The organism is Sphingomonas sp. AC449 (assembly GCF_979253475.1).
Genome location: NZ_CEEDCZ010000003.1, coordinates 374,220 through 394,563, shown reverse-complemented (window position 1 = coordinate 394,563; position 20,344 = coordinate 374,220). Strand labels below are relative to the sequence as shown.

The following is a 20,344-nucleotide window of genomic DNA, read 5'->3' as shown; positions in this document are numbered from 1 at the left end:
CTTAAAACCGTGTCGCGAGTGCGACTTCGAACGATCGCGGCGCGCCGATATAGACGTTGGTCGTCGGGTAGCCGGAATACTCGCCGTAGAACGCGTCCGTCAGATTTCGCCCGCGCAGCGTCAGCGTCGCGTGCGGCGCGACCGGGAACGACACGCTGGCGTCCAGCACGCTATGCCCGGCCACCCGGATCGTGTTCGCGGTATCGGTGTAGAACGCACCGGCGTGACGCAGGAAACCGCCGAGCGTGACACTGCGCGCGATCGTGTAGAGCGCCGACGCGTTGACCGTGGTGGAAGGGATGTTGATCGGGCGGTTGCCGCGGCGGTCGATCCGCACGCCCGCCACCAGCTCGGACAATTCGTCATAACGGGCGTCGGTGTAGGACACGCCGCCCGACAGTCGCAGCGCCGGAACGGGCGCGACGACACCGGACAGCTCGACACCCTGAGAGGATTGCCGGCCACCCTGTACGGCGAGCGCCGGATTGCCGGGGTCGCGCGTGAGGATATCGCGTTGCGCGATACGGTAGGCTGCACCCGTGACGCTCGCCCGTCCGCCCCAGGTGCTCGCCTTGAACCCGGCCTCATAGGCGCGGCCCTTCGTCAGCCGGAACCGGCTGTTGGCGATCGACGCCAGCAGGATCGACGACACCGGCGATACGGCCGTCGTGTACTGCGCGTAGAGCGTCACCCCCGGGGTCACGTCCCACGTCGTTCCCGCCCGCCACGACACGGGGTCGAAGGTCGGGCTGTTTCGATCGACTGCGCCGGTCGCATTCTGTGTCGTCGCGCGATCGAGCGCCATGTGATCCCAGCGCAGCCCGCCGACCAGCAGCCATCTGGGCGTCAGGTTCAGCGCGTCCTCCACGAACACCGAGCTCTGCTTCAGCCCCGAGTCGAAGGTGACGTTGCCCGCGGTGAAGATCGCCGTTCCGCTGGGCAGGGGGACGATCGCCGGGTTGCGGACGTCCACCGCCGGCAGCGCTGTCGCCGCCGCGGTCTGTCGCAGGCTGACGAAATCGGTATCGTTATGTTCGATCCCGAGGCTGAAGCGGTTGCGCAGACCGGCGATACGGCTGTCGTTGCCCACGACCCCGCGCGCGTTCCAGAACTGGTGATCGTGCCGGAAGTCCTGATAGGTCTGACGGAAGCTGCCATGCGGGAACGCCGCGGTTGGCGCGACGAAGCTCTGGCTGTCCGCCAGCAGGAACGCACGGTCGGCGGTGTAGCCCGTCAGGTCGAGCGCAACGCTCCATCCGCCGTTGATCGTCCAGTCGAGGCGCGAGCGGATCGTCGTCTCGTTCGCACCTGAATAGGCGCCCTGAGGGTTATAGTTGCGCCGACGGAGCGCGCGATCTGCGACCAGCCCGCTTGCCGATGTGACGGCGTCGGTAGGGCGCAGGGCATATTGGCCCGGGATCAGCGGGAGGCCCTGATAGGTCGCGTCATAGCGATCCTCGAAATGATCGACCGCGACCAGCAGCGAAAGGCGGTCGCTCGGCCGCCACAAGGCGCTCGCGGTCAGTCCGGCCGAGAGCGTGTCGTTGTTGTCGACGTCATAGAGGCTGTCTGATCGCTGGTAGCTGGCGTCCGCGCGCACCGCGATCGTCGAGGATAGCGGCAGGTTGACCCCGCCCGCTGCAAAGACCGTGGCGAAGCTGCCGACCGAGAGCAGCGTATCGAGATGGCGTTCGCCCAGCACGGGCTTGCGCGTCACCTTGTTGACGACCCCGGCCAACGCGCCCTCGCCATAGAGGACGGATGCCGGCCCCTTCAGCACCTCGACCCGGCCATAATGCCAGGTGTTGCTGTCGCGCTGGACGACGGTCGACGCCGAAACCCGCACCCCGTCCTGAAGGATCGACACGGTGTTACCCGCAAATCCGCGCAGGCTGACGACCGCCGGATTGCCCGGCACGTTGCCGGCGATAGCACCCACCACGTCGTTGAACGCCTCGCGCGCGGTACGCAGACCGCGGATCTGCAGGTCGTCCTGTGTCAGCACCTCGACGCTCGCCGGTGTTTCGCGGATCGAGAGGCCGAGGCGACTGCCCGCCTGCGCCTGGTCGTCGAGCTTGAGGGGGTCGCGCTGGCCGGTGACGACGATCGTCGCGTCGGTGCGGTCGACGGCGATGTCGCGCCTCTGTGCGCTGGCCGGAACGGCGAGCAACAGACAGGGCACGGCCGCACCTGTCAGCAAATAGGATCGGAGCATGGGAATACCTCTGGCCGGCCCGGCGCCGACGATGGCGCAGGCCGCAATTCACGAACGCGCCGACGGGAACGGCGCGGGATGACGGGTCAGAGGTAAGCGGGGGGCGCGCGTAACGGCGGGCGTAGAAAGGCCGGCTTTGCGGGCGCGGGCACGCGCGTCGCAGTCACGCCGACGGCGAGGATGAAGGCGATCAGGCTGGCAAGCTGGACCGGGTCGATCGCGTTGGTCACGGCGGCCGAGAGGCCGGAGAAGGCGCACGGCATTTCGGCCTTGCCGTGATCGCCCGACTTGCCGTGATCGGGCATATCCCCGTGCATTCCGGGCATATCGCTCATCGTGACCGGTCCCGCGCCCGGACAGAGCGTGATGGCGATCCGGCCGTGATCGCTCGCGACCATGTAGCCGGTGGGTACCAGCACCTTGAGCAACAGCGTCGCCACGCACAGCAGCACGGCCAGATGGCGTTGCGCGAGAAGGTGGCGAATGGCCTGCACGCCGGGCAAATACCGGGGCGGGAGCGGCGTGTCACCCGGACATTCCGCCCTACCGCCCCGTCACCGGTGCGCGCCGCGTTCGGCGGATCGCCGCACCGGTCTGCCGATGCGTCAATTTCACGGCGTTCGGGTCATCCGGCGATCGTGAACACCGACCCGGAATCGACCCGTATGCCCGCGCCGTTGATGAAGCTGGCGCGCTCTGAACACAGGAACGCAACGGCGGCGGCTACCTCTTCAGCCCGGCCGCGGCGCTTGAGCACCATGCCGGGACGTTCTTCCTCGAGGAAGCTGTCGATCGCCGCATCGAAGCTTTCGCCTCGCTCGTCGGCGCGCTTGCGCATCATCTTGTCGGTCATCGGCGTTGCGATGAACGCAGGCGAGACGGTGTTCACGAGGACATTGTCGCCGCCATAGGCCTTGGACAGCCCTTTCGCGAGGCTGAGTATCCCGGCCTTGGACGCGCAATAGGCCAGTTCGTCGACATAGGGCTGAACCGCATCCTCGGAGGCGAACAGCACGATCCGGCCCCAGCCGCTGTCGCGCATCGCCGGGATCGCCTCGCGGCACATGCGCACCGCGCCCATCAGATTGATGTCGAGCGTCTGCTGCCAGCCGGCATCGTCGACATCGAGGAAATCGCCCGTGGCCCCCGTCACGCCCGCTGCGTTGACGTAGATATCGGGGTTGCCCAGCCGCTCGCGAACCTCCGCCCAGATCGCGCGGACATCGTCGATGCTGGTCACGTCGCCCGTCACCGCGACGACCTCGCCGAGCGGCGACAGTTCGGCCAGTGCATCGTCGAGCGTACCGCCCGGCTGATCGGTGATCGCGACGCGCACGCCCGCCTCGAGCAGCAGTCGTGCCGTCTCCTTGCCCATCCCCGAATCCGCGCCGCTGATCAGCGCGATACGACCCTTGATACCCAAATCCATGATGATCTCCTCAGAAACGCGATGCGAGAAAACGGTCGGCGGTGCGCAGCGACAACGCCATGATCGTCAGCGCGGGGTTGGCCGCCAGCGCGCTCGGGAAGACGGAGTTGTCGCATATCAGCAGATTGGGAACGTCGAAGCTGCGGCCGTCGGGATCGACCACTGCCGCGTCGCCGTCATGCCCCATGCGGCAGGTGCCGATGGTATGCGCCGAGCGATCGACCGCGAAGATATCCTGCGCACCTGCCGCGGCCCAGATGTCGGTGAGCGTGCGCCGCGCGTGGCGATCGATCGCCTGCTCGTTGGCATGATAGCTGAAGTCGATCCGCGCCTTGCGATGACCGAAGCCGTCGACCTCGTCGGCGAGCGTCAGCCGGTTGTCGGCATGCGGCAGGCACTCGCCGTTGATACCGATCCCGGCCATCCGGTTGTAGCCGCGGAGGATCGTCTGCAGCCGTTCGCCCCAGAGACCCGCGCCGCGTGCCAGCCCGGTGGCGAGATTGACGGGCAGCACGCCGAGGCTCTGGATCAGATAGCCCCCCGCGCAGCCGGCATCGCCGGGTCGCATCATGTCCTCGCTGATCAGCGAGGAGGGATAGCCGCGGTTCATCCGCATCTCCGCGTCGAACCGGCCCCAGACCTGCGTCGCGACATGCGCCATGAAGTTGCGCCCGACCTGACCACTCGAATTGGCGATGCCGAGGTTCAGCAACAGGCGCGGTGTCTCCACGCCGCCGGCACACAGGAAGACGGCGGAGCAGCGCTGGCGATGCTCCTGGCCATCCTGGCGATACACGACCGCGCTGATCCGGCCGCTGCCGTCGAATGCGAACGACACCACGCGCGCGCCGGCCCGGATCTCGGCCCCATGCGCCACCGCGACCGGCAGATAGGTCGTGTCCATGCTCGTCTTGGCGGCGTTGCGGCAGCCCTGGTGGCAGGCCCCGCAGTTGACGCAAGCTTGCCGCTGGCCCCAGTGCGGCTGATCCCGATCGCGCGAGACCAGCGCGGCGGGGGCATCGGTCGCGGTGATCCCGACCGCCGCGCAGCCGCGCGCCATCGCATCGGCCGACGCGTTGCGCGCGACGGGGGGATAGGCATAGCGGCGTGCGGCATCCCAGGGATAGTCGGCCGGCCCCGATACGCCGGTGTCCTGCTCCACCTCCTCGATGTAGCGGACGAGTTCGGCATGCGCGATCGGCCAGTCGGCGCCCTCGCCGGTCAGCGTCTTCAGCCGCAGGTCGCGCGCGTCGGGACGCGGGCAGAACGCCCCCCAGTGCAACGTCGAGCCACCGACGCCCATGCCCGAATTGTTCGATCCGAACGCGGTGGGCGTCGATCCGCCGCTCAGTCGTTCCTCCATCCAGTAGATGTCGGCCGCGACCTCGTCGGCGACATGCTCGTCGGGCTGGACCGCACGGCCGGCCTCCAGCGCCACGACCGACAGCCCCGCTTGTGCGAGACGCGCGGCGAGCGGCGCGCCTCCGGCGCCCGTGCCGATCACGACCGCATCGACGACATCCGTCGCGGCATGGCGCGGCGCCCTCAAGACCGACGCTCCGCCGAGGGCTGCCATGCTTCCCGATCACCGGCACTGGTGCGGGCATAGCCCTGCTTGCGCCGACCATCGCCGCCGACCGCGAAGCCGTCATAGCCGATCGCCGCCATCGTCGCGGGCAAAGACATCCAGACGCGGACCGTCTCCGCACGGACGTCTTCGAACCAGAGCGTCATCTGTGCGGGGGAAAGATGCGCTTCGTCATCCTCGATACCGACAGCGCCGCTGGCGATCCGGTCCAGCCATTCGCTCTGGGCCTGAGGCGCCAACGTGGAAAAGCCGCCCGTGGCTGCGTTCAGCGTCGCGAGCCCGCGTTCCCATGCCTCGGCATCGCGGGGCAAGGCGGCGAAGCGCCAGCCGTCGCCGGTGCCCTCGGCGATGCCGGCAAGGATCCGATCCGCCAGGTCGCGGTCGGTGCCGCAATCAGGCAGGATCTGCGCGACGAGCGACGCGACGGTCGTGCTGTGCTCGTCCGTCCAGATCGCAGCGCGCGGCGGCGGGGGACGCATCCGGTCGAGCATGACGCCGCGCGTCCGGTGGCTAACGCGATCGGACCCGAGCAGCCGGGCAAAATCCTGCGGCAACATCGCGTGCGCGACCGCGGTCGCGTGATCGCGGATCAGCGCGGCGAGACGCTGCGGCTGTTCGTAGGGGATGAGGTGCGCCGCCCCCTCGACCGTCTTCACCACGGCGGTGGCAAAATGCGGCAGGTTGAGCCGGCGCTGCGCGTCCTCACCGAGATCGCCGTCTTCGGCGCCCGCGAGGATCAGCGCGGGGATCGATATCCGCCCCGCATCGGCACTCCAGTCCTCGCGGCTGCCGCGTTCGAGCCAGCCGACCCAGGCGTCACGGCTCGAGTGCAGCACGTCGTCGATCGCCTGTTCGCGAAACGATCCCGTGAGCGGCGTCGCCGTGTTGGCATCGACGAAGGTCGCTGCGTCTTCGCCCGCAATCTGCCTGTCGGCGAACCATCCGATCATCTCCGCGCGGCGATCCTCATCCATCGGTTCGGGGGCAGGGGGTGATGCCGCAACCAGCACCACGCCGAGGACGCCCGACAAGCCGATCTCCCCCGCCGCGGCGCGCGCTGCCACGAGCGTGACGATTTTGCCGCCCATGCTATGTCCGACGAGCACGCATGCGGCGAGATCGCGCGAGCGGATCTCGTCTGCGAGCCAGTCCGTCAGTGTCTCTACGTCGGCGTAACCCGCATCCACCGCGTCGCCGAATCCCGGCAGGTCCAGGGCGACGCAGTCATTGTCGGGCAACGCGTCGACGACCTGCCGCCATTCCCGGGCGCTGGCGCCAAGCGCGTGTAGGAACACCAAAGTTGGTCCGGGCATGTAACCTCGCGATTCTATCCCCTGCCGGACGATGCAGACGCCGGTCCGTTCCTTGGCTCGAACCGGTCAGGGTGATCTGAATCAATTTACCGTCCGTTTGCCCGCGGCGATCGCAAACGCGGAAGCCCGTGCCGAGAGGCGCGGGGCTGCGACGGGACTACCAGCGTCCCTCAATCATTCGGCGCTGGCGTTCGGCTTCCGCCGCGCTGGTACTCGGATGCGGGTGGGGGCCGATCGCGACCGGCCCGGCCGGTGCCCAGCGCGTGACGATCACGCCCTTCGTGCCGATCTGCTGGTCGATAAGCCGCAGCGTCCCCGGTGGCGTGCCGTCGCCAAACAGCCGCTTGCCGGTGCCGAGCAGGACGGGGAAGGTCATCAGCACCAGTTCGTCGATCAGCCCGGCCGCCAGCAGCGGCGGGTACAGCGTCGATGATCCCTGGATCAGCAGATCGGGGCCGTCGCTTTGCTTCAGCGCGCCGATCGCGGCGATGCCGTCGAGACGATGGCTGTTCGCCCACTCGAGCGGCTGATCGCTGTCCGTCAGGACATGCTTGTCGGCCGCGGTGAACGCGTCCCCCATATCGGCCATCTCGCCCTCGACGAACGGCCAATAGGCCGCAAAGATGTCATAGGTCCGCCGGCCGAGGAGCAGCGCGTACGGCGGTTCGAACAGTCCGCCCAGCACCGGGTCGATCACGTCGTCGCCGACGCCGAACACCCAGCCGCCCTGGTTGAAACCGCCTGTCGGGTCTTCGGTCGGTCCTCCGGGTGCCTGCATCACGCCGTCAAGCGATACGAACGCCGCGCCGGTCAGCTTACGCATCGATCAGATCCTTTCGGTGGATGCCATGCTGCGTGACGTTTTCTGCGCGAAACCGTCGCGCCGCAAGCGCCGAATTGCCGTTAAGCAGGGCCTGAACCAGCGTGTCTTCGCGTAGCGAGTGTCCGCGCCACCGGCATGCTGGCTGTCATGGCTCAGATGCGGAGCAGACCCGCCATCGGGCGGTCGCGTGTCGCCTGCGCGAACAGGCCACGCCCGACCCGCTCGGGATCGAGCGCAAGGCTTTCCGCGGCGGCACCGGCGATCAGCGAGTCGAGCGCACCCGTCGGGCGCAGGTCGCGCGCTTCGTAGAGGTTCGCGGGCGCCAACCCGGGCCAGTCCGCAATCACGCGGCCGCCCTTGACCGCACCGCCGACGAGCATCGCCACCGATCCCGTGCCATGGTCCGTGCCGCCGGTCCCGTTGACCGCCACGGTGCGGCCGAACTCGGTCGCTACGAGCACCGTCGTATTCGCCCAGACCGGGCCTAACCCGTCGCGCAGCGCGGCGAGCATCGCGTCGAGGTTCCTGAGCTGGTTTGCCAGACGGCCTCTCTGCGCGGTGTGCGTGTCCCATCCGAGCGTTTCGAGCATCGCGATCCGGGGGCCGTTCGGCTTGGTCAGGAAACTGGCGGTAAGGCGGCCAAGGCTCGCGGGGTCCTGTCCGCTGTTCGCGCCGGTCGCTAAGCCCTTCGTCTCGAGCGCGGCGGCCCAGGCGGTGTGGAGTTGCGGATCCGCAGCGTAGAGCGCGGTCACGCGCGTCATGAGGTCGTCCGTCGCATGCGGCAGCGCGGACGGCGCGAACGACGCGACCTGGACGGAACCGCGCAGCGCGGTCGGCACCGTGGGCGCGATTGCGATCGCCTCGTCGCTCGAGCGCGGGAGCATCGTGACCAGCCGGTTGAGCCAGCCGTCACGCACGACATAGGGCTGAGCGCCACCCGTTTCGAGCACGTTCTGGCCATCGAAATGCGACCGGTCGCGGTAAGGCGAGGCAACCGCGTGGACGAACAGCGCCTGGCCCTGCCCATACATCCGGCCGACCTCGGCGAGCGCTGGATGTAGCGAGAACATGCTATCCAGCCTGGTTCCCGCGTCATCTCCGATCAGGTCCCCGCGAAGGCCTGCGAAGGCTGGATCGCCCGTCGGGCGGAGGATGTCGAGGCCGTCCGCCGCGCCGCGCTGGATGATGAAGACGAACCGGCGGTCGGTCGGCACGGTGGCGAGCGCGAGCCCGGGGGCGACGAACAGCGCGCCCGCGCCGATCGCGGCGGTGGACAGGAAACTGCGACGGGCGATCATCGGATCATCTCCTCAGAAAATCGGGTGAGACCAGCATCAGCGCCAGCGCGCTGGTCGGGCTTTCGGCACGTGCAATCTGTTCTGCGGTCGCGGCGCCCAGCGATGCGGGCATGATCCTGGGCGCCAGCGTGCGCGCATCGATCGTATCGCCGAACGGCGCCGCCAGACGCTGCGCGATCTCGACGCGGCGCAGCAGCGCGTCCGATCCGGCCCAGCTTGCGGCGACGTCGTCCCACCCGGCGGGCGTGCCGGGTTTCCAGACACGCTGGCCGAGCTGGATCTGCAGCGCGGCCATCTGCATCTGCCCAGCCTGCCGGCGACCGAGCCCGCGCAACGACGAGATCGTCCATTCCCACGGCGTCTTGAACTTGGTGGGGCGCGCGACCCACGCCTCGGGCGACGCGATCAGCGTGCGGTAGAGCGTCGGCAAATCGCCCTTGCTGCGCGTGAAACTTGCCGCGAGCCGCGCGATCATCGCGGGTGGTGGTGCGTCGCCGGCGAAATGGCGGGCGAGCTTGGTCGCGACGTGCGTCGCGGTCGCGGGGGTCCGCGCGAAGTCCGTCAGCGCCGCGCGCGCCTGCGCCTCGCCTTCCTGCGGATAGGCTTTGCCGAGGATCGTGCGCGTGCCCGGCTCATGCCGTGCGGGTTTGAACGCGAACTGGTTCGCGTCGCCGTCCGCATCGCGTCCCGCGCCCAGCCCGTCGACGGTCCAGCCCGTCAACGCGCGCGCGAATTCGGTGACGTCGCCCTGCGTATAGCCCGACCGGACGCCAAGCGTATGAAGCTCCATGATCTCGCGCGCCAGATTCTCGTTCAGGCCGCGCTTGCGGTCGGGGTTGCGTGCGGCGGCCGCGCTTTCGGGACCGATGGACTGGATCTGGTTCAGGTAGATGAGCATTGCCGGATGCCGTTCGGCGGCCAGCGCCATATCGGCGAAGCGGCCGAGCACGTGCGGCCGTATCGCGTCACGCTCGAATGCGGCGGCATAGGCGGTCGTCTGCGGATTGTCGGCCGAGATGCAGAAATGGTTCGACCAGAAATGCACCATGCGCTCGACGAACGGCGCGTCGGTCGCGAGCGCGCTGTCGGTCCGGGCCTGGACGCCCGCGCGATAGAGCGCCTGCATGTCCTGGCGAAAATCCTGACGCCCCGCCTTGAGATCGGGCTTCCGATCGACGCCTGTATCCTGCCGGGCGGCGCGGCGGATCGCCTGCTGCTCGGCCTGATAGCGCTGAACCGCTTTCCCGGCATCGTCGAGCGCGGCAAACCCCGCGGGGCGAACCTCGAACCGCTCGAACTGATCGATCAGCCAGCGGCTCGGATCGGCGGGCGGAAGGTCGCGCGCGCGCGCGCCCAGACCGAAGCGGTTCAGCGCGATCGCGGCGGGCGATCGGAAGGCGGTTTGGACAGGCAATGCTCGTACCTCGATGATGTACCAGTGACTTCAACGCGCGCGGCGGCGCTTTCCGGCGCTGCGTGAATCGCGCGACGTCAGTTGCGGGGCGGGGTCACGCGCCCGGCGCGGCGTTGCATCGCGTCGGCGAGCTTTGCGCGATCCGCGCGCGTCAGCGTCGCGGCGAAGGCGACCGCGCGACGCTCCACCGCCGCCCGCACCGCCATGTCGCCGGCCCGTGCGCGGTCGAGCGCGGCGACGACTGCCGCCTGATCGAGCACCGGCTGGCGCAGCAACAGCGCGGCCTCGGCCTTCGCGGTGCGCGCCTGCACGATCGTCGGCCGCATCGCGCGACGCGCCTCGCGCAACGCCATCCGGAATGGCCGGCGCTCGGATTCGGGCAATTCGGCGCCTGCGATCCTGAGCGACCCGGCGTTGATCATCCCGCCCGCCGTCCGCAGCGAGACGAAGCCCGCGACCAGCGCCGCCGCCAGGAACAGGTTGAGCACGACCGAGACGAGGATCGCGATACGAAGCGTGGTCATGGTCATCCTTCCTGTGGATCGACGGCACCGAACGACGTGACGTTTTCCTGCGGCGCATCGCCAGAAGACACCGTCGCGACCGCCGCGGTGCCCGACGCCGCACCCGCGAGCGCCGCTGCGATGCCAATCCCGGACCACCACCAGCGAACGCGTCCGGCGGGGCTCGGGTGCGGCACGGCCCGGTGGCCGGCGATCCGGTCGGACAGCGACGATGCCGGCGCGGGAACGCTCCACGCGTCGAGCATCGTATCCACCGCCGACGCCTCCTGCAGGATCGTCACCGCCTCGGGGTGCGCCGCGATCCGCATCGCGGCGTCCCGCTGATCCTCGGGCCAGCGCGCGACGACACCGCCATAGGCATCCGCGAGTGCGCGGAACCGATCGAGGGTCATTGGTTCACGCATGCCTCATCCTCTCGTGGCGCGGCGAGCCGCGCGCGCAGCGTCCGCCGGCCACGCGCCAGCAGCGATTCGAGCGCTTCGACGCTGATGTCGAGCGCCAGCGCGGCCTGCGCGCCGGACAGATCCTGATAGTGCACCAGCAGGATTGCCTCGCGCTGACGCTCGGGCAGCGCGGCGATTGCCGCGGCAACGTCCCGGCCACGCTCGGCAGCCAGCAACGACGCTTCGGCATCGGGGGCTGGATCGATCGTCTCCGGCAGCGCGTCGGTGGTGACCTCGCGGCGCCGCCGCAGCCGGTCGCGGCACAGGTTGAGCACGACGACATGAAGCCAGGTATCGAAGCGCGCCCGGCCCGGCTGCCACGCCCGCGCGTGTTTCCAGACGCGTACAAACGCCTCCTGCGCGACGTCCTCGGCCTCGGTCGTGTTGCGCAGCATGCGGGTGGCCAGCCCGAGGATGCGCGGCAGTTTTGCGGCAACCAGCATCCGCGCCGCTGCCGGTTCGCCGCGGCCGACGCGCTCGACGAGCGTCGTATCGGGATCCAGATCGCTCAACCGCGTACCGTCCTACGTCCATGCCGGTCGATCCCGCATCACGACGCGGTCGCGTCGCGTGCGGGTTTGCCCTTCCTCGCGCGTACCGCGGCGCGCTCTTCAGCGCTCAGTACAGTGTCACCGTTACCGTCCATCCGCGTGAACCGACGCGTCAGCATGGCATCGATTTCGGCGGTGTCGAGCAGGCCGTCGGCATTTTTGTCCAGTGTCGCAAAGCGTCTGGCGGTCCCCTGCTTGCCACCGGCAGCGAGGAACTCGGCCTGGCTCACCATCCCGTCGCCATCGGTATCGCGTGCCAGCAGCCGTTCCGCTTGGCGTTTCAGGAAGGCCTGTCGCGTGAGACCCGCCGGCGCGGTCTGTGCTGCGCGCGTCGCCGTGGCGGCCTGCTCGATGGGCTGTGCGCAGGCTTCGATAGTGGTGAGTGCAAGCGCCAGACCTGCGCCGCGCACCGTTATCCCAACGACGGTCTTCATGGTTGTTCCTATCGGGCATACGGTCTGGAGCGAATTCGTTCATCTGAGCCGGCAGGGACGGCGTTGGCGGCGTCCCTGCTCGACCTCCTCCTAGCGGTAGCGCCAGCCGCCGTGCCAGCGATAGCGTTGGCCCCAATAGCGGCGGCCATCCCAATAGCCGCGGCCGTGGTAATAGCGTCCGACCACCACGCGTGGCGCGACGACGACGCGACCGCGATTGGGCCGGCAATAGCCACCGGGGCCACGATGCGCACCAACGCCGCACCCCTGGCGCGCGTCGGCGGGTACCGGCACCGTCAAAGCCGCCCCGGCCGCGAGTACGGCAAGCAGGATCGTCCTCATCATGCTCCTCCTCAAGGATCCGTCGCACCGCCGGTTGCGGCTGCGAACTCCCTTTTGAACGCGACCCGGCACGGCTTCCGTCGCGGTCTCGGCGAAAAAGTTCGCTGGCGCGCAGGTGTCATCATGGTGAGGATCCGGTGGCCGGGTCCTGGTTTAGGGTCCCGGGCAAGGCTCAGAGCTGGTGCGATCAGCTGTGCAGTATTCCGGGATCGGACCGGCTCGCTCGCCCCGTCTCGATATGACCGGCCATTCGCCGCTGCCAGCGCGAACCGGCTTGCTCCACGACGAGATCATACCAGTGGTCGTTACCCGCGATCGGGTAGATGACGGTTTGCCGCGCGCCGGGCTCGAGCGTGCATATCGTTGCGGGCATGGGCGTATAGGCGTTTGCCCGCACCGTCAGTTCGCATCTGCCGGTACCATGATTGACCATCGTCAGCGCGATCGCGTCGCCCGTGCCGCGCCGTTCGAGGCGCAGCTCGGGTCCGGTCGGGTCGCGAAATTCGCGCAGGAAGCCGTTGGGGCCATGCACCGCGAGTGCCGACATGGTCGCAAAGCGCCCGGTGACGGTCTTGCCCGCGTCGATGGTATAGAACCACGGGCCGGCCCTGCCGTCGCTACTGTAAACGCTGAACACGGCGGCGGCGCTGCCCGCGTTGACGAACGCTAGAGTCCAGCCGGGCGTGCCGTCGTCGACGCCGTGGACCTCCAGCGCGTAGGGGAGGGGGCGTGCAGGACGCTGGCCCGGCTCCTGGCGGGGCAGAGCCTGGCGTGTGGGCACGGTCGGCGCGGGACGTTTCGCCGAGGCGGCAACGCGGACCGCGGCATCCGATGTGTCGGGAAACCCATGCATCGCCGACGCATCGGGATCCGCAAAGTCGAACATCGACGTCAGGTCGCCCGTCACGGCGCGACGCCAGGGCGAGATATTGGGTTCGGCAACGCCAAAGCGGCGCTCGAGAAAGCGGAGGACGGAGGTGTGGTCGAAGACCTGCGAATTGACCCAGCCGCCCCGCGTCCAGGGCGACACGATCAGCAACGGGACGCGCACGCCCAGCCCGACCGCCTGGCCCTGGTAGCTCTCGCCGCGCGTGTCGATGCTGCTGTGCCCCATCGTCGGCGAGATTGCCGGCAGTGGCGCGGGCATGTGATCGAAGAACCCGTCATTCTCGTCGTAATTGAGGATGAACGCGGTCTTGCCCCAGACCGCGGGATTGGCGGTCAGTGCGTCGAGCAGCCGTGACGTCAGCGACTCGCCGAACGCGGGCGGTGCCTCGGGATGTTCGGAATATTTGGCGGAGGCGACGATCCACGACACTTGGGGAAGCGTGCCCGCTGCGACGTCGGCGGCGAACGCGGCGACGAGATGGCGCATGTCGCCATCCTTGGAATTTGCCGCGGTGGAGCCCGGCACGATCGCACGACCGCGACGATGCAGCACGTCGTCCTGCGGCAATCCCCGGAACGCCTTGAAATAGGCGAGCGAGTTGTCGCCGAAATTATCGTGCTCCTGATAGAGCTTCCAGCTGACGCCCGCGCTTTGCAGGCGCTCGGCATAGGTCGTCCACGCCGCAGCGGCGAACCCGGGCTTGTCGCTGGCCGCGTCCCCCGTCCAGTTGCCGTCGTCCGCATTTTCGACCGCCTGCCTGCCCGCGTCGCCGACGCTCAGCCCGCTCGTGCCGGAGAACAGGAACATGCGGTTCGGGTTGGTCGGCCCGTGGATCGACGCGTAATATCCGTCGCCGATCGTAAAGGCGTCGGCCAGCGCGTGATAGAACGGGATATCCGACCGCGCGAAATAGCCCATCGTCAGCGGGGACTTGTGCTTGATCCAGCTGTCATAGCGGGCCCATTCGGCGGCATCGTCCTTCCAGCTGTGATCGAGGCTCTTGATCAGCGGACCGCTGGTCGTGACGCTGTCCATCGCGAAGGGTAGCACGGTCGCGTCGCCGTCGGGGGTCGGCTGGTGGAAGACACTCTTGCCCGACGGCAGCATGACGGGGCGTGGATCGCCGAAGCCGCGGACGCCGCGCAACGTGCCGAAATAATGGTCGAACGAGCGGTTCTCCTGCATCAGGATCACGACATGCTCGACGTCGGCGATCGACCCGGTGCGGCGGGTCGCGGGCAGCGCCAGCGCCTTGGCGATCGAGGCGGGCAAGGTGCCCGCCGCGGTCATCGCAGCGAGCGTTTTCAGAAAGGCGCGGCGATCGTTGGGCATGGATGTCCTGCTGCTGGCACGTATCGAGCGTCCTACGCCGCCGCGCCGGGGGCAAGCCCGGCGCGGCGACACGGAGCTCAGAACCCCTTCTTCACCGAGACGAAGACCTGACGCGGGGCGCCCGCGAGCAACGTCTGGTTGTCGCCGCTGGCCGTGAAACCGTTCGAGCCGATCGTCGAGACATAGGTCTTGTCGGTCAGGTTGGTGACGCTTCCCTCAATCGCGATGCCGTGGAGCGGGCCCTCGCCCTCGAACCGATAGCCGATGCTGGCATCGACGAGGACACGACCGGGCACCGACTGGTCGTTGAGATAGGTAAAGTATCGCTTGCTCATGTAGTCGGCGCCGGCGCGCGCGGTGAACCCGGCGTGTTCGAGCACGATCTCTCCCTTGAGCATGTGTTCGGGGCTGTCGACGGCCATCCTGCCATCGGTCGCGACGAGCACCGCGCCGTTCGCGGCGAGCACGTCGTCGGCATATTTCGACTTGTTGTAGGAATAGCTGGCGAACAGCGAGAGCGGCGTCACCACGCGGTAGTTCACCGCGACCTCCGCGCCATAGGTGCGCACGCTGCCGACATTGTTCAGCGTCGCCGGGTTGCCGATGATGCCCGCGCCGTTGGCGAAGCCGAGCAGGCGGTTGGAAAAGTCGATATAATAGCCGACCGCGGACGCCTGGATCGGACCCTGGCGGAAGCGAAGGCCTCCCTCCGCGGTCTTCGAACGCTCGGGCTTGAGCTGGTCGCGGATGGCGTTGAACCCAGCCTGCGTGGTCGAGAACGGCCCCGTCGTCGCCGACGAGACATAGGCGCGGACGTTTTCCTTATAGTCCGCGAACAGCTCGGCGCCTGGCGCAAGATTGAACAGGATGCCGGCCTGGGGCTGGAACCAGTCCTTCGCGTCGATCCGGCCGACCGCCAGCGGCGATGTCGTCGCCGGCAGCATGATCGCGCGGTTGATGACGTGGAACCCCTTCCACCCGGCGTTCAGTACGACGCGGCCGTCGGCGAGGCGCAGGGTATCGCCGACATGATACTGGATCGTGTCAGTCGTGTATTTGCCGTCCCACTGCGTCAGATAGGGGTTCTTCTGGTAGTCGAGCACGTCGCGATTGGGGGCCGCGCTGTCGGTCATGCCGTAGAATCGGCGCGACTGGGTGAAGATGTTGGTCTCGTACCAGCCGCCGAGTTCGAGCGTGTTCGCGCCCGTCTCATAGGCAAGGTTGCTGAGCGCGCCGCCGCGCTTGATCGCATATTCGGTCGTGCGGAAACCCAGCGGGCTGCGCGCCGTGATCGGACTGCCGTCGGCATTGGCGGCGCCTGCGGGCGTCGGCGAATAGGGCGTGATCCATGAGCCCTGGCCCGTGTTGTCATGATAATAGCCGGTCGTGGTGAGCGACAGTCCGGGCGTCAGGTGCGCGTCGAACGTGACGCCGCCAAGATAGTCGCGACGCAGCCCGCCGGCGTCGTAATAGGCATCGTCGACGGTGCCGAAGCCTGCGGGAAATGCCGTCCCGACGCCCGCCCAGGGCTGCGCGGCGCCCGCCGCGACCGCGGCCTGGTTCTGCGCGACCTTGGCGATCTGGAGCGCCAGCGGGTAATTGTCGGCGATGTTGTCGTTGCGCAGCCCGCGCCGGCGGATGATGTCCAGGCTGAGATCCTGGTAATCCTGTTCGCGGCGATCGGAGAAGTTCAGGAATGCCGACAGGCTGCCGAGTGTCCCCAGGTCCTTGACGATCTTGCCGTTCGCCTGGTGCTGGCGCTGGACGCCATCGCCCTTCCACTTGTCGGTCGTCAGATAGCCGTAGCTGAGATAGCCCTTGAGGCCGCCGCCGAGGTCGCCGCTGTCGATGCGGGCGAAGGCGCGATAGGTGTTGTCCGATCCATAGGTGCCGCCGCCCGTGACGTTGGCGGTGTCGCGGGGCCGGTCGCTGAAGAACTCGATCGTACCGCCCAGATTGCTCGTCGACGCGGTGCCGAGCGCGCCCGCACCCTGCGCGACGTCGGTGCGCGCGACGTTCTCGGAGATGATCGCGCGGCTGATGTGCAACCCGTTGACGTTGCCATAGCTCATGTCGCCGAGCGGCACGCCGTCAAGCGTGAAGCCAAGCTGGTTCTGGTTGAACCCGCGCAGCGAGATCCTCACCGCCCATTCATACGCGCCGAACGGATCGGCGGCCTGGAAATTTACGCCCGGCAGCTTTTCGATCGCCTTGAGCGGGCTCGTGCCCGGCGTCAGGCGGGCAAGGTCGCTCGCGTTGATGCTCTGGATCTGCCGGCTCTCACCGAAGCCGAGGACCACGATCTCACCGGTCGACGCGTCATCGGTGGTCGTGGTGACCAGGCCGGGGAGGGGGGCGGGGGACGCTGAGGACGGCGATGCGGGCTCGACCAGCGTCTGCGCAAGGACCGGCGAAGCGATGGCAAGTGCGGCAACACCCGCGAGCAGGCTGGAAAGACGGTTCATGGTGGTCCCCTTGGGCTGCTGTGATGCAGCTTCGGTTCGCGCCATTGCCGATCCGCGTTACCGCCCGGCGACTGTTCGGTGACGTTTTGGCTTTTGCCCGCCGCGGCGGCAGATTTTCGGGTGTGGAGACGGCGGGCCCGGTGTCCCCATCGGATGGCGGATGCACCGACGGCGTGTCACATCGTGTCGTCGATGCCGCCGGGTGTGCGCGAGAAGCGGGGGGCGGGCGCGGGCGTCCGGCTGCCGTCCGCTCCGAGGTAGGTTTTCCGGTCGAGAAGGTGTTGATCGCTCATCGCCTCGGCAAACGTCAGCACCGGGGTAACGCAGGCGTCCGAACCGGCGAACACCGCGCTCCATTCGTCGCGGGTTCTGTTGGCGAAGGTGCGTTCGAGAAGAAGCGTGGTCTCGCCCCATCGTGCCTCGTCCCGCATCGCTGCGGGATCGTTGGTTTCGATGCCCAGCAGGCGAAGCATCTCGATCCAGAATTGCGGCTCGATCGCGCCCACCGAAACCTCCCGGCCATCGGCGCACAGATAGGTTCGGTAATAGGGGGCGGTCCCGGCGAGCGGATTGCGCGACCTGTCGAGCGTTATCCGCCCCGAGGGAATAAGACCCGCAAATGTCGCCATCAGGCTGCTCACGCCATCGACGATTGCCGCATCGATAACCTGGCCCAGTCCCGATCGTTCGCGCTCCCACAGCGCGGCCATGATGCCGAACGCGAGGAACAGCGATCCGCCACCGAAATCGCCGACGAGGTTGAGCGGCGGCACCGACCGCTGCCCGGGTGCGCCGATCGCTGCCAGGGCGCCGGTCAGCGCGATATAGTTGATATCGTGGCCAGCGGTCGTCGCGCGCGGGCCGTCCTGTCCCCAGCCCGTCATGCGCCCGTAGACGAGGCGCGGGTTGCGCCCGAGCACGATATCCGGGCCGAGCCCCCGACGCTCCATCACGCCCGGTCGGAAGCCCTCGATCACCACGTCCGCGTCGTCGCACAGCGCAAGCGCCGCATCGCGCCCTTCGGCCGTACGAATGTCGAGGATCCGTGTCGTCCGGCCCCGGTCGACGACGGGGTTCGGCCATCCATTGCCCCCCTTGCGGTCGATCCGGACGACCTCCGCGCCAAGGTCGGCAAGCAGCATCGCGCAGTGCGGCCCCGGCCCGATGCCCGTGAATTCCACGACGCGCAGGCCGACCAGCGGGCCGGAGCGGGGCGCCACGGCCAGATCGCCCGTGCGCTGCATCATCAGAGCGCCTCGATGATCGTCACGTTGGCGATGCCACCACCCTCGCACATCGTCTGCAAGCCATAGCGTTTTCCGCGCGCGCGCAGCGCGTGGACGAGCGTCGCCATCAGCTTGGTCCCGCTGGCGCCGAGCGGGTGGCCAAGCGCGATCGCGCCGCCGTTGACGTTCAGCCTTGCGGGATCGGCGCCGACATGCCCGAGCCACGCGAGCGGAACCGGCGCGAACGCCTCGTTGACCTCGTAAAGGTCGATATCGTCGATCGACAGACCCGCCTTGCGCAGCGACTTGTCGGTCGCAAAGAGCGGTTCCTCGAGCATGATGACCGGGTCGCCTGCGGTCACGGTCATGTCGACGATCCGGGCCATGGGGGTGAGGCCATGCGCTTTCAGCGCGCGTTCGTTGACGACGAGGACAGCGCTCGCGCCGTCGCAGATCTGGCTGGCGTTGGCGGCAGAGATGACCCCGCCCTCCTGCAGAAGCCGCACCGCGCCGATCCCCTCCAGCGTGGCGTCGTACCGGATGCCTTCGTCGCGCAGATGCGGCTCGCCGTCGACGATGACCGCTGCGATCTCGTGCGTGAACGCGCCCGTCTCGGTGGCGGTAGCGGCACGGCGGTGGCTCTCGAGCGCATAGCGATCGAGCGTGTCGCGGTCGAAGCCGTGTTTTCGCGCGATCATCTCCGCACCGTGGAACTGGCTGAACTCGGCGACGCCGAACCGTGCGGCAATGCTCTCGCTAACCGGGCCGGTGCCGATGCCCGCCTGCCGGCGCAGCGACAGGTTGGTGAACATCGGCACGCGGCTCATGCTCTCGGCACCGGCGGCGATGACGACGTCCTGCGTGCCCGACATAACCGCCTGCGCGGCGAACTGGATCGCCTGCTGGGACGAGCCGCATTGCCGGTCGATCGTGACCGCGGGCACGCTGTCGGGCAATCTCGAGGCGAAGACGGCGTTGCGGCCGAACGCGAACGACTGTTCGCCCGCCTGCGTGACGCACCCCATGATGACGTCCTCGACCGCTGCGGGATCGATCCCGGTCCGATCGAGCAGCGCGTTGAGCACGATCGCGGCGAGATCGGCGGGGTGTACGCCGGCTAGGCGCCCGTTGCGGCGGCCTCCGGCGGTGCGGACTGCGTCGACGATATAGGCATCGGCCATGATCAGGCTCCCACAAAGTGCGGTTGACGGGACGCGGGACGGACCGTCATCGCGGCGCCATGCGGATCGCGCCGTCGAGCCGGATCGTCTCGCCGTTCAGCATCGGGTTCGTGACGATCGCCTCGACGAGCTGTGCATATTCATCCGGCTGGCCGAGACGCGAAGGGAACGGCACCTGCGCACCCAGGCTGTCCTGCGCGTCCTGCGGCAGCATCGCGAGGAGCGGCGTCCAGAAGATGCCCGGCGCGATCGTCATGACGCGGATGCCGTAGCGGGCGAGTTCGCGCGCGATCGGCAGGGTCATGCCGACGACACCGCCCTTGGACGCGGCATAGGCCGCCTGTCCGATCTGGCCGTCATAGGCGGCGACCGAGGCGGTATTGATGACGACGCCGCGCTCCTCGCCGATCGGATCGGCGGTGTGCAGCGCGGCGGCGAATTGCGAGAGGACGTTGAACGTGCCGATCAGGTTGATCGTGACGATCTTCGAGAAGGCGGCGAGCGGAAGCGGGTGGCCGTCGCGATCGATCACCTTTGCGGGCGGCCCGATCCCGGCGCAGTTCACGAGGATGCGGGCCTTGCCGTTCACCGCCTCCGCCTCTGCGATTGCGCCGGCGACCGCCTGCTCGTCGGTGACGTCGACCCGGATGAAATGCCCGCCGACCGCGGTCGCCAACGTCGTACCCAGCTCTTCGTTGAGGTCGAGGATCGTGACCTTCGCGCCGTGCCGCGCGAGCCGCTCGACCGTCCCGCCGCCAAGACCCGAAGCCCCGCCGGTCACGATCGCTGCGACGCCGTCTATCTTCATAGGTTCTGATCCCAATGGAAATTGCGAGGAGTTCCGGGACGCACCAAGGACTGTCGGCGGCGCATCCCG

The 20,344-nt window shown here is 68.3% G+C and carries 18 protein-coding genes; all 18 read right to left on the bottom strand.

Features of this window, described 5'->3' with window-relative positions:
• Window position 1: 1 nt before the first annotated feature.
• The 18 genes from AC0CH3_RS08335 to AC0CH3_RS08250 all read right to left on the bottom strand — a co-directional run bounded on the left by AC0CH3_RS08335 (window position 2) and on the right by AC0CH3_RS08250 (window position 20,275).
• Window positions 2-2,215 carry a TonB-dependent receptor gene (locus AC0CH3_RS08335; protein ID WP_354300203.1) on the bottom strand — a complete coding sequence of 738 codons (2,214 nt, stop codon included), beginning with the start codon at window positions 2,213-2,215 and terminating at the stop codon, window positions 2-4.
• Between the two features lie 86 nt (window positions 2,216-2,301).
• Window positions 2,302-2,709, bottom strand: coding sequence for a DUF2946 family protein (locus tag AC0CH3_RS08330; protein WP_465237764.1), 408 nt, complete (start codon window positions 2,707-2,709; stop codon window positions 2,302-2,304).
• 131 nt (window positions 2,710-2,840) lie between these two features.
• Window positions 2,841-3,644, bottom strand: coding sequence for an SDR family NAD(P)-dependent oxidoreductase (locus AC0CH3_RS08325; RefSeq protein ID WP_354300199.1), 804 nt, complete (start codon window positions 3,642-3,644; stop codon window positions 2,841-2,843).
• Between the two features lie 10 nt (window positions 3,645-3,654).
• Window positions 3,655-5,193 (bottom strand): GMC family oxidoreductase, encoded by a 1,539-nt coding sequence (locus AC0CH3_RS08320; protein ID WP_465237763.1) that lies wholly within the window; start codon window positions 5,191-5,193, stop codon window positions 3,655-3,657.
• Entirely contained in the window at window positions 5,190-6,545 is a 1,356-nt protein-coding gene (locus AC0CH3_RS08315; RefSeq protein WP_465237762.1) for an alpha/beta fold hydrolase, read from the bottom strand. Before AC0CH3_RS08315 ends, AC0CH3_RS08320 begins: the two co-directional genes overlap by 4 nt.
• Before the next feature lie 157 nt (window positions 6,546-6,702).
• A complete protein-coding gene (locus AC0CH3_RS08310; RefSeq protein WP_354300195.1) occupies window positions 6,703-7,368 on the bottom strand; it encodes a dihydrofolate reductase family protein in 666 nt (221 codons plus the stop codon).
• A gap of 152 nt (window positions 7,369-7,520) precedes the next feature.
• Window positions 7,521-8,666 carry a DUF1501 domain-containing protein gene (locus AC0CH3_RS08305; RefSeq protein ID WP_354300193.1) on the bottom strand — a complete coding sequence of 382 codons (1,146 nt, stop codon included), beginning with the start codon at window positions 8,664-8,666 and terminating at the stop codon, window positions 7,521-7,523.
• 4 nt (window positions 8,667-8,670) lie between these two features.
• Window positions 8,671-10,080 (bottom strand): DUF1800 domain-containing protein, encoded by a 1,410-nt coding sequence (locus tag AC0CH3_RS08300; protein ID WP_354300192.1) that lies wholly within the window; start codon window positions 10,078-10,080, stop codon window positions 8,671-8,673.
• Between the two features lie 77 nt (window positions 10,081-10,157).
• Window positions 10,158-10,604 (bottom strand): periplasmic heavy metal sensor, encoded by a 447-nt coding sequence (locus AC0CH3_RS08295; protein WP_354300190.1) that lies wholly within the window; start codon window positions 10,602-10,604, stop codon window positions 10,158-10,160.
• A 2-nt stretch (window positions 10,605-10,606) separates the two neighbouring features.
• The gene (locus AC0CH3_RS08290; protein WP_354300188.1) at window positions 10,607-11,008 is read right to left on the bottom strand and encodes a hypothetical protein; all 402 of its coding nucleotides are present in this window, start codon (window positions 11,006-11,008) and stop codon (window positions 10,607-10,609) included.
• A complete protein-coding gene (locus AC0CH3_RS08285; RefSeq protein WP_354300186.1) occupies window positions 10,993-11,559 on the bottom strand; it encodes an RNA polymerase sigma factor in 567 nt (188 codons plus the stop codon). Before AC0CH3_RS08285 ends, AC0CH3_RS08290 begins: the two co-directional genes overlap by 16 nt.
• A 38-nt stretch (window positions 11,560-11,597) precedes the next feature.
• Window positions 11,598-12,032 carry an EF-hand domain-containing protein gene (locus tag AC0CH3_RS08280; protein WP_354300184.1) on the bottom strand — a complete coding sequence of 145 codons (435 nt, stop codon included), beginning with the start codon at window positions 12,030-12,032 and terminating at the stop codon, window positions 11,598-11,600.
• A gap of 90 nt (window positions 12,033-12,122) precedes the next feature.
• Entirely contained in the window at window positions 12,123-12,374 is a 252-nt protein-coding gene (locus tag AC0CH3_RS08275) for a GCG_CRPN prefix-to-repeats domain-containing protein (RefSeq protein WP_354300183.1), read from the bottom strand.
• Window positions 12,375-12,561: 187 nt separating this feature from the next.
• Window positions 12,562-14,595 carry a phosphocholine-specific phospholipase C gene (locus AC0CH3_RS08270; protein ID WP_465237761.1) on the bottom strand — a complete coding sequence of 678 codons (2,034 nt, stop codon included), beginning with the start codon at window positions 14,593-14,595 and terminating at the stop codon, window positions 12,562-12,564.
• A 77-nt stretch (window positions 14,596-14,672) separates the two neighbouring features.
• Complete coding sequence (locus AC0CH3_RS08265) at window positions 14,673-17,060, bottom strand: TonB-dependent receptor (RefSeq protein WP_354300180.1); 2,388 nt, start codon at window positions 17,058-17,060, stop codon at window positions 14,673-14,675.
• 176 nt (window positions 17,061-17,236) lie between these two features.
• Window positions 17,237-18,307: a CaiB/BaiF CoA transferase family protein gene (locus tag AC0CH3_RS08260; RefSeq protein ID WP_354300178.1), complete on the bottom strand. Its 1,071-nt coding sequence runs from the start codon at window positions 18,305-18,307 to the stop codon at window positions 17,237-17,239.
• Window positions 18,307-19,467 (bottom strand): acetyl-CoA C-acetyltransferase, encoded by a 1,161-nt coding sequence (locus tag AC0CH3_RS08255; protein WP_465237760.1) that lies wholly within the window; start codon window positions 19,465-19,467, stop codon window positions 18,307-18,309. The genes AC0CH3_RS08260 and AC0CH3_RS08255 overlap by 1 nt, the downstream gene beginning before the upstream one ends.
• A 46-nt stretch (window positions 19,468-19,513) precedes the next feature.
• Complete coding sequence (locus AC0CH3_RS08250; RefSeq protein WP_354300175.1) at window positions 19,514-20,275, bottom strand: SDR family NAD(P)-dependent oxidoreductase; 762 nt, start codon at window positions 20,273-20,275, stop codon at window positions 19,514-19,516.
• Between the last annotated feature and the right edge of the window lie 69 nt (window positions 20,276-20,344).

Excerpts from the sequence above, each read along its gene's own strand:
- AC0CH3_RS08255 (WP_465237760.1), bottom strand. The coding sequence starts at position 19,467 with ATGGCCGATGCCTATATCGTCGACGCAGTCCGCACCGCCGGAGGCCGC.
- AC0CH3_RS08265 (WP_354300180.1), bottom strand. The coding sequence starts at position 17,060 with ATGAACCGTCTTTCCAGCCTGCTCGCGGGTGTTGCCGCACTTGCCATC.
- AC0CH3_RS08305 (WP_354300193.1), bottom strand. The coding sequence starts at position 8,666 with ATGATCGCCCGTCGCAGTTTCCTGTCCACCGCCGCGATCGGCGCGGGC.
- AC0CH3_RS08275 (WP_354300183.1), bottom strand. The coding sequence starts at position 12,374 with ATGAGGACGATCCTGCTTGCCGTACTCGCGGCCGGGGCGGCTTTGACG.
- AC0CH3_RS08260 (WP_354300178.1), bottom strand. The coding sequence starts at position 18,307 with ATGATGCAGCGCACGGGCGATCTGGCCGTGGCGCCCCGCTCCGGCCCG.
- AC0CH3_RS08295 (WP_354300190.1), bottom strand. The coding sequence starts at position 10,604 with ATGACCACGCTTCGTATCGCGATCCTCGTCTCGGTCGTGCTCAACCTG.
- AC0CH3_RS08315 (WP_465237762.1), bottom strand. The coding sequence starts at position 6,545 with ATGCCCGGACCAACTTTGGTGTTCCTACACGCGCTTGGCGCCAGCGCC.
- AC0CH3_RS08250 (WP_354300175.1), bottom strand. The coding sequence starts at position 20,275 with ATGAAGATAGACGGCGTCGCAGCGATCGTGACCGGCGGGGCTTCGGGT.
- AC0CH3_RS08270 (WP_465237761.1), bottom strand. The coding sequence starts at position 14,595 with ATGCCCAACGATCGCCGCGCCTTTCTGAAAACGCTCGCTGCGATGACC.
- AC0CH3_RS08290 (WP_354300188.1), bottom strand. The coding sequence starts at position 11,008 with ATGCGTGAACCAATGACCCTCGATCGGTTCCGCGCACTCGCGGATGCC.
- AC0CH3_RS08335 (WP_354300203.1), bottom strand. The coding sequence starts at position 2,215 with ATGCTCCGATCCTATTTGCTGACAGGTGCGGCCGTGCCCTGTCTGTTG.
- AC0CH3_RS08310 (WP_354300195.1), bottom strand. The coding sequence starts at position 7,368 with ATGCGTAAGCTGACCGGCGCGGCGTTCGTATCGCTTGACGGCGTGATG.
- AC0CH3_RS08280 (WP_354300184.1), bottom strand. The coding sequence starts at position 12,032 with ATGAAGACCGTCGTTGGGATAACGGTGCGCGGCGCAGGTCTGGCGCTT.
- AC0CH3_RS08325 (WP_354300199.1), bottom strand. The coding sequence starts at position 3,644 with ATGGATTTGGGTATCAAGGGTCGTATCGCGCTGATCAGCGGCGCGGAT.